The organism is Streptomyces nanhaiensis, from assembly GCF_046614825.1.
Lineage (GTDB): Bacteria > Actinomycetota > Actinomycetes > Streptomycetales > Streptomycetaceae > Streptomyces > Streptomyces radiopugnans.
The window spans coordinates 1-15,584 of the sequence record NZ_JBKJFM010000064.1; the positions used below are offsets into that span (position 1 = coordinate 1).

9 protein-coding genes are annotated in these 15,584 nt (G+C 74.3%); 3 read left to right on the plus strand and 6 right to left on the minus strand.

What is annotated here, in order from left to right:
• Positions 1 to 591: cobalamin B12-binding domain-containing protein (locus ACLIYP_RS15745; RefSeq protein WP_412713757.1), on the minus strand; the 591-nt coding region annotated here is incomplete at its 3' end.
• The gene (locus ACLIYP_RS15750; RefSeq protein ID WP_412713758.1) at positions 588 to 2,246 is read right to left on the minus strand and encodes a SpoIIE family protein phosphatase; all 1,659 of its coding nucleotides are present in this window, start codon (positions 2,244 to 2,246) and stop codon (positions 588 to 590) included. The genes ACLIYP_RS15745 and ACLIYP_RS15750, both read right to left, overlap by 4 nt.
• 733 nt (positions 2,247 to 2,979) lie before the next feature.
• Between ACLIYP_RS15750 and ACLIYP_RS15755 the strand changes: the two genes are divergently transcribed.
• Both ACLIYP_RS15755 and ACLIYP_RS15760 read left to right on the plus strand, forming a co-directional pair.
• A complete protein-coding gene (locus tag ACLIYP_RS15755; protein WP_412713759.1) occupies positions 2,980 to 4,182 on the plus strand; it encodes a globin domain-containing protein in 1,203 nt (400 codons plus the stop codon).
• Between the two features lie 205 nt (positions 4,183 to 4,387).
• A complete protein-coding gene (locus ACLIYP_RS15760; protein ID WP_412713760.1) occupies positions 4,388 to 4,717 on the plus strand; it encodes a hypothetical protein in 330 nt (109 codons plus the stop codon).
• Between the two features lie 111 nt (positions 4,718 to 4,828).
• Here the strand turns inward: ACLIYP_RS15760 and ACLIYP_RS15765 are convergent, their stop codons facing one another.
• Complete coding sequence (locus ACLIYP_RS15765) at positions 4,829 to 6,058, minus strand: NAD(P)/FAD-dependent oxidoreductase (RefSeq protein WP_412713761.1); 1,230 nt, start codon at positions 6,056 to 6,058, stop codon at positions 4,829 to 4,831.
• 730 nt (positions 6,059 to 6,788) lie between these two features.
• Between ACLIYP_RS15765 and ACLIYP_RS15770 the strand changes: the two genes are divergently transcribed.
• On the plus strand, positions 6,789 to 7,373 hold the full coding sequence (locus tag ACLIYP_RS15770) for a VanZ family protein (RefSeq protein ID WP_412713762.1): 585 nt from the start codon (positions 6,789 to 6,791) through the stop codon (positions 7,371 to 7,373).
• Between the two features lie 85 nt (positions 7,374 to 7,458).
• Here ACLIYP_RS15770 and ACLIYP_RS15775 read toward each other — a convergent pair whose 3' ends face one another.
• The 3 genes from ACLIYP_RS15775 to ACLIYP_RS15785 all read right to left on the minus strand — a co-directional run bounded on the left by ACLIYP_RS15775 (position 7,459) and on the right by ACLIYP_RS15785 (position 15,479).
• Positions 7,459 to 8,277, minus strand: a complete 819-nt coding sequence (locus ACLIYP_RS15775) for an endonuclease I family protein (protein ID WP_412713763.1) — start codon at positions 8,275 to 8,277, stop codon at positions 7,459 to 7,461.
• 242 nt (positions 8,278 to 8,519) lie between these two features.
• Entirely contained in the window at positions 8,520 to 11,549 is a 3,030-nt protein-coding gene (locus ACLIYP_RS15780) for a carbohydrate binding domain-containing protein (RefSeq protein ID WP_412713764.1), read from the minus strand.
• A 273-nt stretch (positions 11,550 to 11,822) separates the two neighbouring features.
• A complete protein-coding gene (locus ACLIYP_RS15785) occupies positions 11,823 to 15,479 on the minus strand; it encodes an nSTAND1 domain-containing NTPase (RefSeq protein ID WP_412713765.1) in 3,657 nt (1,218 codons plus the stop codon).
• Positions 15,480 to 15,584 lie beyond the last annotated feature (105 nt).

Consider the following 15,584-nt stretch of genomic DNA (forward strand, 5'->3'; position numbering starts at 1 on the left):
GCCGCCGGCCAGGACCGGGGTGCCGGCCGCCTGGCAGGCGGTGATCGCGGCGTGGGCGGTGGGCAGCCGGGTGGCGATGGAGGAGGACAGCGCGACGGCGCAGGGTCCCGTGCGGTGCAGGTGCGCTATCAGGTGCGGGGCGGGGACCTGGGCGCCGAGGAAGTCGACCTGCCAGCCGCGCAGCGCCAGCACCTCCGCGAGCAGCCGGGCGGGCAGGGCGTGCCACTCGCCGTCCACGCAGGCGACCGTGACGCGGCCCGCACCGGCGCCGGGCCGCGCACCGCCGCGCACGCGGTGGGCGAGCGCGGCGATGATCCGGTCGTTGATGGCGGTGGCGGCGTGCTCCTGCGCCACGGTGACGCGGTCGGCGGCCCACTCGGTGCCCACCTTCCGCTGGACGGGAGCGATGACGTCCAGCAGCACCGTCTCGGGGTCCGCGCCGGCGTCCAGCGCGGCGAAGACCGATTCGGAGGCCGCGTACTCGTCGCCCTCGCGGACGGCGTGCCACAGTCTCTCCCGCGCCGCGCGCGGATCGGCCGCGGATCCGGTGGATCCGGCGGCGGCGGAGAGGTGGTCCGTGTGAGCGGTCATGCGGTGTACCTGCCCCGGGTGTGGCCGTCCACCGCGCTGAGGTGCACGGTGCGCGGCGCGGTGATGGCGACGACGGCCATGTCGTCGTGGCTTCTCCCCCCGACCCACTGACCGGCGAGCATCTGGACGCGTTCGACCACCGCCTCGGCCGGCATGGCCGCGCACTCCCCGAGTACGTCCTTGAGCCGGCGCTCCCCGAACATGTCGCAGCCCAGGGGACCGCCGCGTGCCTCGGTGATGCCGTCGGTGTACAGCAGGCACGTCTCGCCCGGCGCGAGCTCGACCGTGGCCGTGCGCGCCCTGGTCTTCGGCAGCACACCGATCAGCGACCCGCGGGTGTCGGCCTCCTCCACGCTCCCGTCCGCGCGCACGATCAGCGGAGGAGGGTGGCCGGCGCTGGTCAGCCGGAGCCTGACGTGGTTGTCCGCGCGGGCGGCGGAGGCCAGTACGAGGGTGGCGAAGCGGGTGTGGTGCGAGTTCACCAGCGCGCCGTTGAGCAGGCCGAGCATGCGCGGATGGTCGTCGGCCATCGGCAGCAGCGCGTGCAGCGTGTTGCGGATCTTCCCGGTCAGGACGGCCGCCTCGAGTCCCTTGCCGCACACGTCCCCCAGGACGATCAGGGACTCCTGGTCCGGCTCGGCGGCGGGGTGGATGTCGTAGAAGTCGCCGCCGACCCACTCCTTGAGCTCCGACGCCCGGTAACCGCCGGCGAACTCGACCCCGTGCACCTGGCCCAGCTTCGGCGGGAACAGCTCCCGCATCAGCGTGTCGGTGATGCGGGCCTGCTCGGCGTACAGGCGCGCGGCCGACAGCGCGGCCCCGGCCCGGGCGGCGAACAGCCTCGCGAAGGTCTCCTCGCTCTCGCTGAACACGGCGTGATCGGTGCGGCGCAGCAGGACCAGTGCCCCGGCCGGGACGCCGTGGCCGGGCAGCGGGGTGACCACCACCGACCCCGCGGGCCCGTCGAACTCCGGCGGTACGACCCAGTCGGGCAGCAGCGCGGGGTCGATCCAGCGCGAGGGCACCGGCGGGAACCCCTGGAGCGCCTCGCTCAGCCCCGGCACCGTCTGCGGGTCCGCGTCGACCGTCCCGTGCACCGGGCCTCCGGGGGTGCTGTAGGTGACCGGGAGCCTGTGCCCGGCCGCCGGGGCGATCAGCACGGCCGCGTCCGCCAGGTGCTGCACGGCCAGGCGCGTGGTCGCCTCCATGCACCGCTCCACGTTCAGGGTGGCCGACAGGGTCTCGGACACCTCCGCGAGGAAGGCGGTGCGCTCCCGCTCGCTCCTGAGGGCGTCCTCGGCCAGGCGCAGCTCGGTGTCGTCGATCAGCCACCACACCACGTCGCCGTTCCCGCCGCGGGCCGGGTGCGCCCGCAGGCTCCGCCCGCAGGCCTCGCCCCTGGGCGCCTGTCCGGGCCCGGGGCCGGGGGCGGAGGACGCGGTGAGGCGCCGGTGGGCGTCGGCCAGCCAGTGCGGCACCGCCTCCACCAGCCGTGCGCCGGGCACCGCGTCCGGGAGGAGTCCGGCGGCGGTCGCGTTGGCCCCCGTAACCGCGCCGGACGGATCCACCGCCACCACTGCGCAGGGCGCGTCGTCCCACGCGGCGCCGGAGCCGGCGCCGCGCGGCCGGGCAGATGAGTCCTCGGAGATCGTCACAACCGGGAGCCCGCGCGCCGCGGGCCCCACCACCTTCCTGCTGGATGAACGCTGAACGGAACGCCGGGTGGGACGCCGAACAGAGAATTGCCGTCCGGCAACCTTCTCCCAGATGCCGCGACCAAGGCAACCGCGGCGTTCGGGGCGTCCCACCTCCACGGAAGGGCCCCGGTCGCCGGTCTCCGACCGCGCCGTACGCCGCTGCCGCCCGCCCATGGGAACAGACGGCGGGGTGGCTTCCGGGCGCGGACACGGGTTTCGTCCGGGCAGGTGAGAAACCTCACCGCCTCCCCGGCCCTCGTCCCCGCGCGGCGGCCGGTCGGGACCGGACGGCCGAACGCCTCCGGCAGGCGCGGGAGTTCACCGCCGGCGTGGAAACCCGGGAGCAGGCGGCGGCCCGGCGCCGGCACCCGGTGGAGCCCGGCGTCGGGCAGCAGACGCGGTGCCGCGCGACGCCGCGGGCGCCTTGTGATCCCGTGCGTCCCCCGCGATCCCGTCCGGGAAACCGGCGCGGACGCGGGCTGCGGGCCGTACGGGGCAGCGCTCGCGGGCCGTCCCGGGGCCGCACGTCCCCGCCCCGGAGGCGGCGGCCGGGGCCGTACGTCCCGGGCGGCGGGGCCCTTCGGCCCTGATCGCCGCTCGGCGCCCGAAAGCGCGTCCCGCCGCTGCTAGACAGGTTGTGGCCGCGCTCCGGCGGCCGACGAACCCCCTGCCCCGCCCCCTTAGGAGCGTCATGCTTTCCGCCGAATCGGCCTCGGTGATCCGTGCCACCCTGCCCGCCGTTGGCAGGGCGCTGGACGAGATCACCACCCGCTTCTACGCGACCATGTTCGCCGACCGCCCCGAGCTGCTCGACGGCATGTTCAACCGCGGCAACCAGGCCAGCGGCGCGCAGCGCCGGGCGCTGGCGGGCTCCATCGCCGCCTTCGCCGGCGCCCTGGTCGCCGAGCCCGGCACCCGGCCCGACACGCTGCTGGCCCGCATCGCCCACAAGCACGCCGCCGTCGGCGTCACCGAGGACCAGTACACGATCGTGCACAAGTACCTCTTCGCCGCCATAGCCGATGTGCTCGGCGACGCGGTCACCCCCGAGGTGGCGGCGGCCTGGGACGAGGTGTACTGGCTGATGGCCGGTGCCCTGATCGCGCAGGAGGCCCGCCTCTACCTCATGGCGCAGGTGAAGCCGGGGCACCCCTGGCGGCGGTGGACGGTGGTCGAGCGGCGCGAGGAGACCCCCGACACGGTGTCCTTCATGCTGCGCCCCTGTGACGGGGCGCCCGCGCCCGCCGCCCGTGCGGGCCAGTACGTGAGCGTGCGGGTGCGGATGCCCGACGGCGTCCACCAGTTGCGCCAGTACAGCCTCTCCTCCGCCCCCGGCGACCGGACGCGCCGGATCACCGTGAAGCGGGTCCACGGCGACGGCGCCCCGGAGGGCGAGGTCTCCAACCTGCTGCACCGCACCGTGCGGGCGGGCGACGAACTCACCCTGTCCGCCCCCTTCGGCGACGTGGTGCTGGACCGGTCCGACCGGCCGCTGATGCTGGTCTCCGCGGGAATCGGCTGCACTCCCATGGTCGGCATGCTCGAACACCTCGCCGTCACCGGCTCCACCCGTCCTGTGACGGTGCTGCACGCCGACCGCTCCCCCGGGGACCACGCGCTGCGCACCGACACCGACCGGCTGGTGGAGCGGCTGCCGGGCGCACGCTCGGTGTTCTGGTACGAGCGGCCCGGGGCCGAGGAGCCCGGCGCCCGCGAGGGGGTGATGGACCTCGGCGGTCTGGAGGTGGACCCCGACGCGAGCGTGTACCTGTGCGGTCCGCTGTCCTTCATGCGCTCGGTCCGCGAGCAACTGCTGCGCGCGGGTGTGCCGGCCCGGGAGATCCGGTACGAGGTCTTCGGGCCCGACCTGTGGCTGGCCGACGCGGCGGCCTGAGGCCGCCGCCCCTCCCCGGGGCGGCCACGGGTGGACGTACGGCCCGTCGGTGCGACCGGCGGGCCGTACGCGCGCGGGACCGGCCGGCTCCGGCGCGCGGCAAGCGGCAAGCGGCAAGCGGCAAGCGGGAACATCCCGGGCCCGGACAGCGCTACCCACTGTGCCCCTGCGTTATGAGCGGTATGAGATGGAAGGTGTGGGAACAGTGGCGGAGACAGGACGGGTGCTTCCCCAGCCGGCCGGCGAAACACCGATGATCACCTCCTGCGACCGGCGGATCACCGTGAAGTGTCTGCGGCTGCCCACCGCGGGTCGGCCGATCAGCCGGGTCACCCTGGATCTCGGCCCGGGCAGCGGCAGCGCGCCGGGGGCCTGGGCCGCGCTCACCACCCGGGAGGCGCGCGAACTGGCCCGGCGGCTCCTGGACCAGGCCGCCCTGGCCGAGCGCGAGGCTCCCACGGCGCCCGGCACCCTCACGCCCCCGCCCTCCTCCGCGTCCTTCGGGCCCGCGTCGCCCGGCTTCCCCTCCTTCTGACCCGGCCCTCCCCTGCGCCCGGCGCGGGCGACCCGGCGGACCGCGCGGCCCGGCCGCCCCGTCCCTCATCGGGGACGGGGCGGCCGGGCCGCGCGGGTCAGGGGCGGCCGGTCACAGCCGGCCGGTGAGCATGCCGCGCCAGTACACGGGCGGCAGGCCGTACCGCTTGAACAGCCACATGTCGCGGCGTTCCCTGGTGGTGTCGATCAGCGGGAAGCTCGGCGCCGGCTTCAGGTCGTAGTCGAACTCGGCGAGCAGCATCCTGTCCCGCGCGGTCACCAGGGGGCAGGAGGTGTAGCCGTCGTACCGGTGCGAGGGCTCGGCCCCCCGCATGGCGTCGAGCAGGTTGCCGACGACGACGGGCGCCTGCTTGCGGACGGCCGCGCCGGTCTTGGAGGTGGGCAGGCCGGCGACGTCGCCGATGGCGAAGACCTCCGGATGGCGGGGGTGGCGCAGGGTGTGCTTGTCCGCCTCGACGAAGCCGTGGGGACTGGCCGGGTCGGCCAGCGGACTCTTCTCGACCCAGTCGGGGGCGCTCTGCGGCGGCACCGCGTGCAGCATGTCGTAGCCGAGCGTCTCCTCGGTCCCGGCGGCGCGGTCGGTGAGGGTCACCGTGCGCCGGCCGCCGTCGACGGCGGTCATCTCGGTGTTCAGCCTGACCTCGATGCCGTACCGCCTGGCGACCCGTTCCAGCTCCCGGTTCCAGACCGGCACCTTGAACAGCGCCGGGTCCGGTATCACCAGTACCACCCTGATCCGGTCCAGGACGCCCTTCCTGCGCCAGTGGTCGGCGGCCAGGTAGGCGATCTTCTGGGGCGCCCCACCGCACTTGAGGGGGGTGGCGGGATGGGTGAAGACGGCAGTGCCCGAGCGCATGCCCTTGATGAGCTCCCAGGTGCGGGGGGCGTACTCCGGCGCGTAGTTGCTGCTGACGCGGTCGCGGCCGACCGCCTCGGCCAGGCCCGGGACGCCGTTCCAGTCGAGCTGGATGCCGGGGGCCATCACGAGGAAGTCGTAGCCGGCCTCGGTGCCGTCGGAGAGGGTGACGGTGCGGGCGCCGGGGTCGACCGCCTCGGCCGCCTTCCGGATCCAGCGCACTCCCCGGGGCATGACGGAGGCCTCGGGCCGGCCGGTGATGCGCAGGGGCGCCTGGCCGCCGCCGACGAGCGTCCACAGCGGCTGGTACCAGTGGACGTCGGAGGGGTCGACCACGGTGATGTCGCGGACCCCCGCGCGCCGCAGGCGGGCTGCGGTGCTGATGCCGGCGCTGCCGCCGCCGACGATCAGCACACGCCGGTCCGGGGCGCCGGGGTTGGTGCCGGGGTTGGTTCTGGGGGACATGGAGTGCTCCCGTCTGCGTGGGTGCGGATGTGCCGGTGAGCCGGGGGCCCGCCTCTCGGGGCGAGGAGGCCGGCGGCCCGGGTGGGAGCCGTCGGAGACCGCCGCGTCCGGCGGCCCCTCCCTGTACGGACCTCCCTGTGCGGACCCCGATCGGGCGGATGGTCAGGCCGTTTTCCGGCACGGGCCGTCGGCGTTCCGCCCGCCGTGCGCCGGGATCGCGACAGGCGGCCTCGGGTCCGCTCCTCCGGACACGACCGACACCTCCCGATATACCCAGGGGGGTATTACAGAGCCGAGGATAGAACAGGGGGTGGAGGGATGGCAAATACCCCCAGGGGTATTTTCGCGCAGCATCGCCGCACCGGCCGGACAGGGGCGCCGAGAGGCCGGACGGAGCCGGATGGGCCCGGGAGGAGCGGCCCGGGCACGGCGAGGCGGCCCGGGCCGCTCCTCCCGGGCCGCTTCGACCTCTCCCCCCACTTGCGGCTCCCCACAGCCGCATGACGATGCTGCCCGTCCCGGCGCATCCGCCACAGGGCCGAAAGGGAACATCCCGCAGGGACCAACGTCCCTCCCCGCCCGGCCGCGTGCGGCACCCGGCCCTCGTACGCGATCAGGCCCCGTCCGGCGAGGCACGCATACCGGCCCTTACTCCGGGTATCCGGCGACCACGGCGCGGTGACCGCGCCGTTCCAGCCGGCGAACCGTCAGAAACCGGGGGTGGCAGCGGATGAGGCACGGTCTCCTGTCGAGGGGCGCGAGTACCGGACCGGCGCGGGACACACCGCACGAGGAGCCCGCCGCACCCCGCTCGCCCCTGGTGCGGGCGCTGGTGATGGTGGTGGCCCTGGCGGCGACGGTGCTGTTCGCCGTCGTCCTGGCCAGGCTGACCCTGACACCGTCGTACGCCTCCGAGGCGCTGACGCACAGCAATCTGCGGCCGGGCGACTCCATCCGCAACTACCTGAACCAGCCCGCGTTCCGCGACACCGTCAAACAGCTCGGCGGCAACATCGCCCTGGGTGTGCCGTTCGGGGTCCTGCTCCCGGTGGCCTGGCCGCGCGCCCGCGGGCTGCTGCGGGTGGTCCTGCTGACCACGGCGGTGATGGTCGCGGTGGAACTGGTGCAGGGGGCCGTCGTGCCGGGCCGGGCGTTCGACATCGACGACGTCATCCTCAACACCAGCGGCGCGCTGCTGGGTTACCTGCTGCTCGGCCGCCGCATCGGCCGGGCCGTCCACCCGCCCCGCCGCCGGCGGTGGCCGCGGGGCGCGAGGCGGGAGCGCACCGCGGCGAACGGACCCGGGAAGGCGTGAGGGCGGGGGCGCCGCGGACCGGTGGGAACGGTGCCGCGGCGCCCCCGCCCTCCTTCTCAGCGGCGGCCCGGCCGATGCGCCGGTCTCACCAGATGGCCTCGACCCATTCGGGGCGGTCGATGAACGGGTTCCGGTTGTGCTGGTACTCGTCGTGGATGACCTCGTTGCGGTTCCGCTCGAAGGAGTCCGGCGGGTCCTCGCGGTGCCACTGCTTCAGGACGCCGAGACGCCCGTGGTACGGCGCCGAGCCGTTGCCCACGCGGTCGTTGGGCTCCAGGTCGGCGAAGCCGTCCTCGCCCTCGTAGCGCACGGCCATGTAGAGGATCATGCGGGCCACGTCGCCCTTGACCGCGTCGCGGGGCTCGAAGCTGTCGCCGTCGGTGTAGTTGCCGGGGGCACCGGAGACCGCGCTGCCGCCGTTGTCGAAGTCCTTGTTCCCCCGGATGCTGTTGACCCGTACGTCCGTGGGGCGCAGGTGGTGCAGGTCGGTGCCGGGTCCGGTGCTGGTGCCGAAGTCGCCGTGGGACTTGGCCCACACGTGCTCGCGGTTCCAGTCGCCCAGATCGCCGCCGTGCTCGGACTTCGCCTGGGAGCGGCCGGTGTACAGCAGGATCACGTTGTCCGGGTTGGAGGGGTCCTCGTCGGTGTCTCCGAGCGCGTCCCAGACCTGGCTGTAGGAGAGTCTGGTCTGCTTGCTGATGATGTCGTTGAGCGCCGCCTTCAGGGCGGCGCCGGTCTTCCCCTCGGCGGGTGCGTAGTAGGCGTCGGCCGACACGGAGGCCGGACCCGCGGCGGGCGACACGGGTGCGGGGGCGGCCGAGACGGAGGCGGGGGCGGCCACGGCCAGCAGGGTGGCCGCGGCCAGGGCTATGCCTCCGGCCGCGGACCCACGGGAGCGGGACATGTGGGGATGTCCTTTCGGTAAGCCCCGGATCAGGGACTGCCAACGGTTGTTCGATATGCGGAGCCTCCCACATGGACATGTCCCTGCCAACAGCGCAACGGGAAGATCCCGTGACCGTCACGAGAACGCCGGCCCCCGCGAGGGGACCGCCCGCGGCCGGGGACGCCCGCGCACTCCCCGCACTCCCCGCGCCCCGTGTGCTCCGGACGGGCGGAAGGGCCCGTCCGGAGCACACGGAAGAATCACTTCAGATACGGTCCGTCCGCCCCGATCTTCCCGGTGCCGTTCAGGACGTAGACGCGCAGGTTGCCCTTGCCGGGGGCGTCCACGGCGAGTCTGCCGCCGGTGACCTGCCGCACGTCGCCGGTGACGGCGTCGGTGTAGGTGCCGTCGGGAATGCCGGTGTAGGTGGCGCCGTGGGTGACGGTGACCAGCGCGAAACTGTCCGTGGAGCCGCTCGTGTAGCGGCGCTTGAAGGCCATTTCGCCGCTGACCCCCTCGGTGGAGTACTGGCCCGTCTGCAGGGCCGGTACCGCGCGCCGGATCCGGTTGAGCCGCTGCACGTGCCTGGCCAGCGGCTTGTCCAGGGTCTCGGCGACCGCCCCGGTGGCCGAGACCACCTCCGAGAAGTCCGTTGCCCTGACGCTCCCGGCCAGGTGGTCGCCGTAGTAGGCACGGCCGGTGGTGTCCAGTGGACAGGTGGGCCCGCAGTCGATCTTCGCCCCCTTCCGGAACTCGATCTCCGAGCCGTAGTACAGGGTGGGGATGCCGCGGAAGGTCCACATCAGCGACATGTTCTCCGCCCAGGCGTCGGTGCCGCCGGTGTAGCGCTCGCCGCTCTTGTTGGGGCCGTAGTCGTGGCTGTCGACGTAGACGACGTTGTACGTGGCGTCGTTGTAGCTGTCGTCGGAGTCCCTGCCGTTGTGGAAGGCGTTCCGGGCGTCACCGAAGTTCATGTGCATGCGCATGTCGATGACGTTCATGCCCGAGAACCGGCTGTGGTCCGGGGTGTGGTAGCTGTTTCCGCGCAGGAAGGCGTTGTCCGAGGTGGGCTGCCCGGCCGGGCCCTGCGCCTGCTCCCACTCGTACATCTCCAGCGCGGCCCCGGCGTCGTCGGCGCCGTACTCCTTGCGTTCCTTCCAGGTGTAGAACTGCGCCGAGTGGTTGACCGATCCGCGGTTCCACTTGTCGTTGACGAAGGCCGCGACCTCGCCGAAGACGAAGAAGTTCCTCGCCGCCTCCGCTCCGAAGCGCTGTGTGACGCGCTCCTGGATGGCCGGCAGGAAGCGGCGGTTCCAGGTGGTGCGCGGGATGTGGACGGCCGTGTCGACGCGGAAGCCGTCCACGCCCATGTCGATGTACTTGTTGTAGGCGCCGATCAGATGGTTCTGCACGGCCGCGCTCTCGGTGTCGAAGTCGGCCAGGTCCTCGTGGATCCAGCAGGAGCGGGAGTCCTCGCCCTCCCAGTTGCCGATCCAGCAGTCGTGGTACAGGGCCCGGGGGAACATGCCGGACGTGGGGCTGGGCCACTGGCAGTTGTAGATCGTGTAACCCTCCGGGCTCCTGGCGCCGGTGGGCTCGCCCCAGTTCAGGCAGGTGTTGCCGGCGGGCTCCGCGGTCGACCACAGGTCCCCGTTGTAGTGGGCCTTGCCGGACTTCGGGTCCACCGTCAGGCCGTCGTACTCGAACCCCTCGTTCGGCTCGTCGTAGTACCAGCTCCACTGGCTGTCGCGCACCCCGTGGACGGTCGGGGTGAACAGGCCCTTGGCGCCCCAGCGGGAGGAGTGGTTGTAGACCACGTCCTGGTAGATCTTCATGCCCTTGGCGTGGGCGGCGTTGATCAGGTCCTGGTAGGAGGCCCCGGCGGACTCCAGGCGGGGGTCCACCCGGTAGAAGTCCCAGCCGTGGTAGCCGTGGTAGTCGTAGTCGGAGCGGTTGAGGACCACGGGCGTGATCCACACGGCGGAGAAGCCGAGCCCCTTGATGTAGTCGAGCCTGTCGATCAGGCCCCTGAAGTCGCCGCGGAACATGGGGTCGTCGTTGGCGGCGTTGCCGGACTTCTCGTGCTGGTTCCCGCCGCGGTTGTTGGAGGCGTCGCCGTCGTTGAAGCGGGCGGTGAGGACGAAGTAGATCGGGTCCTTGCGCGGGTCGGTGCCCAGCGGCCTGCCCTGGGCGGGCGCGGGTGCTCTCTCGCCGGTGGTGGCCCTGGCCTCGGAGGAGGCGGCCGAGACGTTGCCCGCCGCGTCCACGGCCCTGACGGTGTAGGCGTAGGCGGTCCTCTCCTCAAGGTCCGTGTCGGAGAAGACGGTGGAGCCGACGTCGGTGACGACCGTGCCCCCGGTGCCGCCGGTGCGGGTCACCCGGTAGCCGGTGACCCCCCGGTCGTCGGTGGACGGTTCCCAGGAGACCACGACCGAGGTGCCGTCGGCGCTCGCGGTCACCCCCTCGGGCGCGGCGGGGGCCTGCGTGTCGGGCTCCTCTCCGGCGCACGGGTCCGCGGCGTCCTCGGTGACGGTCCGGTTCTCGACGGTGGCGACTCCCGCGCCGATGGTGTAGTCGGCCCCGTTGTTGTTGTCCCAGATCCCGTTGCCGTTGTTGAAGGCGGCCTTCATCGAGGTGGCGCCGCCCAGGTCGGCGGTGTGCTTCCACCAGCCGGCGCAGGCGGCCTCCATGCCGGCGCCGGGCGGTTCGGTCCAGGAGCCGCCGTCCGGCCGGTAGTGGATGTTGGCGGTGGACCAGCCCAGGGCGGCCGTCGAGTAGTAGACCGTGGCTGTGTTCTCCTCACCGTTCCCCCCGCCGTCGCCCCCGCCCGGTTCCGGTTCGGCGCCCGCGCAGGGGTCGGAGTGGGCGACCGCGCCGTCCCTGACGGTGATGTTCCCGGTGCCCAGGTCGTAGTTCCGCCCGCCGTTGTTGTCCCAGGTCCCCGAGCCGTCGTTGAAGGTGGCCCGCAGCCCGGACGCGCTGCCCAGATCGACGGTCTTCTTCACCCAGTCCGTGCAGGCCGCCTCCATCGCCGTCCCCGGCACGGCCGTCCACTGCCCGCCGTCCGGCGCCCAGTGCAGGTTGTACTCGGGCCAGTCCCTGGTCCCGGTGTAGTAGAAGACCGTCGCGGTGTTCCCGGCCTCCGCCGCGACGGGCGCGGCCCCGGGGCCCGCCTCGCCGGGCGACGCCGCCGCCGGCAGGGCCGGCAGGCCGGTCGCCAGAACGGCCGCGACCGCCGCGGCGGCCACCGCCGGCAAGCGCCGTGGTGGTGGGGATGTACTGCTCTTCATGCGCGTCTCCAGGGCAGGGCCGCGGCATCGGCGACCGCGGCGGTCGTCGTCGGCGCGGATACGGCGTATCCGCGTGGACCCCCGTGAGGACCGGATCCTGACGCGCCTCGGGACCCGGCCGGGCAGTGCGGTGGAACGACAACTCTGAAACAACTGCCGCAATTTTTCAGCAAGTTGTTGCGGCATCAAGAATTTATCCGTCCATGACACCCACGTAAAGAGCCGCGCGGCGCGCGGGCGGTCCCGTGCCGCCGGCCGCCCCGGGCCAGGGCCTCAGGGGCAGGAGGGGGCGGCGGGCAGGTCCGAGACCAGCTCGGACCACCGGTGGGTGCGCCTCGCCCGGCAGACCTCGGCCGCCACCTCGCCCGCGTCGATCCGCCACAGGCGCTTCTCCTCGCCCGCGGTGGCCAGCGTCCGGCCGTCCGGACTCAGGGCCATGGCGGAGATCTCCCCGTCACCGGTGAGTGTGGCCGCCGTGTCGTACGAGGCCGTGTCCCACAGGTGGATCGTGCCCGCCCCCGCGGTGACCAGCGTTTCGCCGCCCGGGGCGAACGCCACGTGCTCCGCGCCGTCGGGATGGCCCGTGAGGGTGGCGGCGGTGCGGTACGAGGCCGTGTCCCACAGCCGTACGCGCCCCCCGGCTGCGGTCGCCAGCAGACGGCCGCCCGGGGCGAACGCCACGCCGGTGACCGGGCCCAGGTGGCCGGTGAGGGAGATCCGCACCCGCCGGGCGCCCACCTCCCACACCAGTACGGTGCGGTCGGCGGAGGCCGTGGCCAGGGTGCGGCCGTCCGGCGAGAAGGCCAGCGCGCGCACCCGGTCGGTGTGCCGTCTGAGGACGGCCGCCTGCCGGCCCTCCCCCGCGTCCCACAGCCGGACCGTGTCGTCGGCGGAACCGGTGGCCAGGGTGCGGCCGTCCGGCGAGAAGGCGACGGCCGTCACCGCGTCGGTGTGACCGGTGAGGGCGGACCGCCGCCGCCCGGAGGCGGCGTCCCACAACCGGACCGTGCCGTCGGCGGAACCGGTGGCCAGGGTGCGGCCGTCCGGGGAGAACGCCGCCGTGTGCACGTCGCTTCCGTGTCCCAGGGTGCGCAGCCTGCGGTGCCCGTCCGCCCGCCACAGCTCCACCGCCCCGTCGGCGGAACCGGTGGTGGCCAGGGTGCGGCCGTCCGGGGAGAACGCCGCGAGCCTGGAGAACGGCGCGGCGGCGCCGAGGACGGCGGTCCGCTGCTGTGTGGCGGTGTCCCACAGCTGCACCCGGCCCCCGCCGTCGGCCGCGGCCAGGACGCGGCCGCCGGGGGACAGCGCCGTCTCGTAGGCGGCCGGCTCCTCCCCTGCGGTGATGGTGGCGGTCGTGCGGTGGTCGGCGGTGTCCCAGAACCGGACGGTGCCGTCGGCGCCGGTGACGGCGAGGGTCCGGCTGTCGGGGGTGAACGCCAGTTCCCGGTGGGCGTGTTCGCGGCGGCCCGTCACCGCGGCGGTCTTCCGGTAGTGGTAGGTGGCCGTGTCCCACAGCCGGGTGATCTCGGTGCCGGCCGCGGCCAGGGTGCGGCCGTCCGGGGAGAAGGCAACGTCGTAGACCGGACTCCGCTGCCCCGTCGACGCGCTCCTCATGACGGCGAGGGTGGCGGTCTCCCGGCCCGACGCGGTGTCCCACATGCGCAGGGTGGCGTCGGCGCCGCCGGTGACCAGGGTGCCGCCGTCCGGGGAGAACGCGACGGCCGTCACCTCGCCCGTGTGTCCGGACAGGACGGCCGACTGCCGCTGCCTCGCGACGTCCCACAGCCGTACGGCGCCGTCGCCGCCGCCGGTGGCCAGGGTGCGGCCGTCCGGCGAGAAGGCCACCGTCGTCGCCTGGCCGGTGTGACCGGTGAGGGTGGCGACCACCCGGTGGGCCCGGGTGTCCCACAGCTTGACGCTGCGGTCGTCGCCCGCGGTGGCCAGCAGCCGGCCGTCCGGGGAGAAGCCCACGTCGTTCACCCGGTCCGTGTGGCCGGCGAGGGTGGCGTCGATCTGGCGGGCCCGGGTGTCCCACAGTCTGACGCCGTGGCCGTCCCCGGCCGTGGCCAGGGTGCGGCCGTCGGGGGAGAACTCCATAGCCGACACGGTGCCGGCGTGTGCGGCGAAGCGGTCGGCCCGGTGGCGGGCGTAGGCGGACAGCAGACTGCTGCGCGTCTCGGGGACGTCGGCCCGCTGGTAGGCGGCCAGGGCCAGCATCGCCGCCGCCTCCGGGCGTTCCCCGGCCATCGAGTCCGCCTGGGCGGCCAGTTCGTGCGAGGTGACGACGCGGCGCTGTTCACGGGCGATCGAGTACTGCTGGAAGGTCGCCGCGACCGCGGTCGCGCAGAGCACCAGCAGGGCGGACAGCATCACCGAAAGGCGCCGCAGCCGCATGGTCCGGGCGCGGGCCTCCTCCGCCTCGGCCTCCTCGGCGGCCTCGCTGGCCAGCAGGAACTCCCGCTCCAGCGCGGTGAGGCCGGCCCCCGCGCCGCCGAGCCGGTCCCGGGCCGCCGCGAGCCGGGCGCCCCGGTAGAGGGCTCCGGTGTCGCGGTCCAGGGAGTGCCAGACCTGTGCGGCCTCGGTGAGCTGCCGGTGGACGAGCAGCCGCCGCCGGTCCGCCTCGATCCAGCCGCGCAGCCTCGGCCAGGCCGCGATCAGCGCCTCGTGCGCCAGGGTCACCGTCGAGCCGTCGAGGGTGACCAGACGGGCCCGTGCCAGCCGCTCCAGCACCTCCGCCTCGGCGGTGCGGCCCGCGCCGTCCGCGCCCAGCTCGCCGCGGTCGGTGGGGCGCCGGGTGTCGGGCGCGCCCTCGCCGGGGTTGACCAGCCGCAGCAGGACCCTGCGGGCGGCGGCGGCCTGCTCGGGGTCCAGCCGGGTGTAGAGGGCCTCGGCGGTCTGGGCGATGGCGCCGCGTATGCCGCCGGCGGCCTCGTAGGCCGCCAGGGTCAGCGCGCGTCCGCGGCGCCGGCGCCAGGTCTCCAGCAGCGCGTGGGACATCAGCGGCAGCCCTCCGGGCTCGCCCGTCGCCTCGTCCACCAGTCTCGCGGTGAGTGCGCGTTCGACGATCAGGCCCGCGTCGGCGGCCGGGCGGACGATGGCCCGGCGCAGCTGTGCCGGGGTCATCGGCCCGACCAGGAGCGTGGCGTCCCGCAGGGCGTCGGCGAGGTCGGGGTGGCCCGCGCAGTGGCCGAAGAAGTCCGCCCTGACCGCGACGACGACCCGCAGCCGGCTGCGGGGGCGGCGCGCGGCCAGCAGCAGGCCGATGAACTCCCTGCGCTCCCCGGGGTCGCGGCAGAGGGTGAAGACCTCCTCGAACTGGTCGACGACGACCACCGTGTCCGCGTCGGGGGCGTGGGAGGCCGGCGTGAGCAGACGGGGGTGGTCCCTCATCGGGTGCGGGCCGGGGGTGAAGACGCGGACCGCGGCCGGCCGCACCGCGGCGGTGCCGGAGCGCAGGGCGGGGATCAGCCCCGCGCGCAGCAGCGACGACTTTCCGCTGCCGGACGCGCCGACGACGGCCGTGAACCGGCCCTCCCCCACCAGGCGCACGAGGTCGCCGGTGAGCTGCTCGCGCCCGAAGAACCGTTTCTCGTCCTCCGGCTGGAAACGCCGCAGCCCCGGGTAGGGGGCGTCGGCGCCGTCCTCCGTGCCGGATGGCTGGGCCAGTGCGTCGGCGGACGCCCGGCGCCAGCGCTCCTCCCACTCCTGACGGTCGCCGCCGCAGGCCTGCGCGTAGGCCAGGGCGACCGGGAGCGTGGGCAGTCTCCGGCCGGCCGCCGCCTCGGCCAGGGTCGCCGCCGAGTAGGGCGCCCGCTGCGCCATCGCCCGGTAGGTGGTGCCGCCCGACGCCCGGCGCAGTTCGCGCAGTTCGACGGCGAACCGCTGCACCGGGCCGGCGGCCGGATCCAGTGGTTTCTCCCGGCGCCCCATCGCGTGTCCTCCCCCACCGCGTCCGCCCGCAGCGTCCGCGGCCGGGCGCCACCGTAGGCCCCCCGCGACCGGCCGACAAGTCCGCGCCCGGTCACGTCTTCGGCC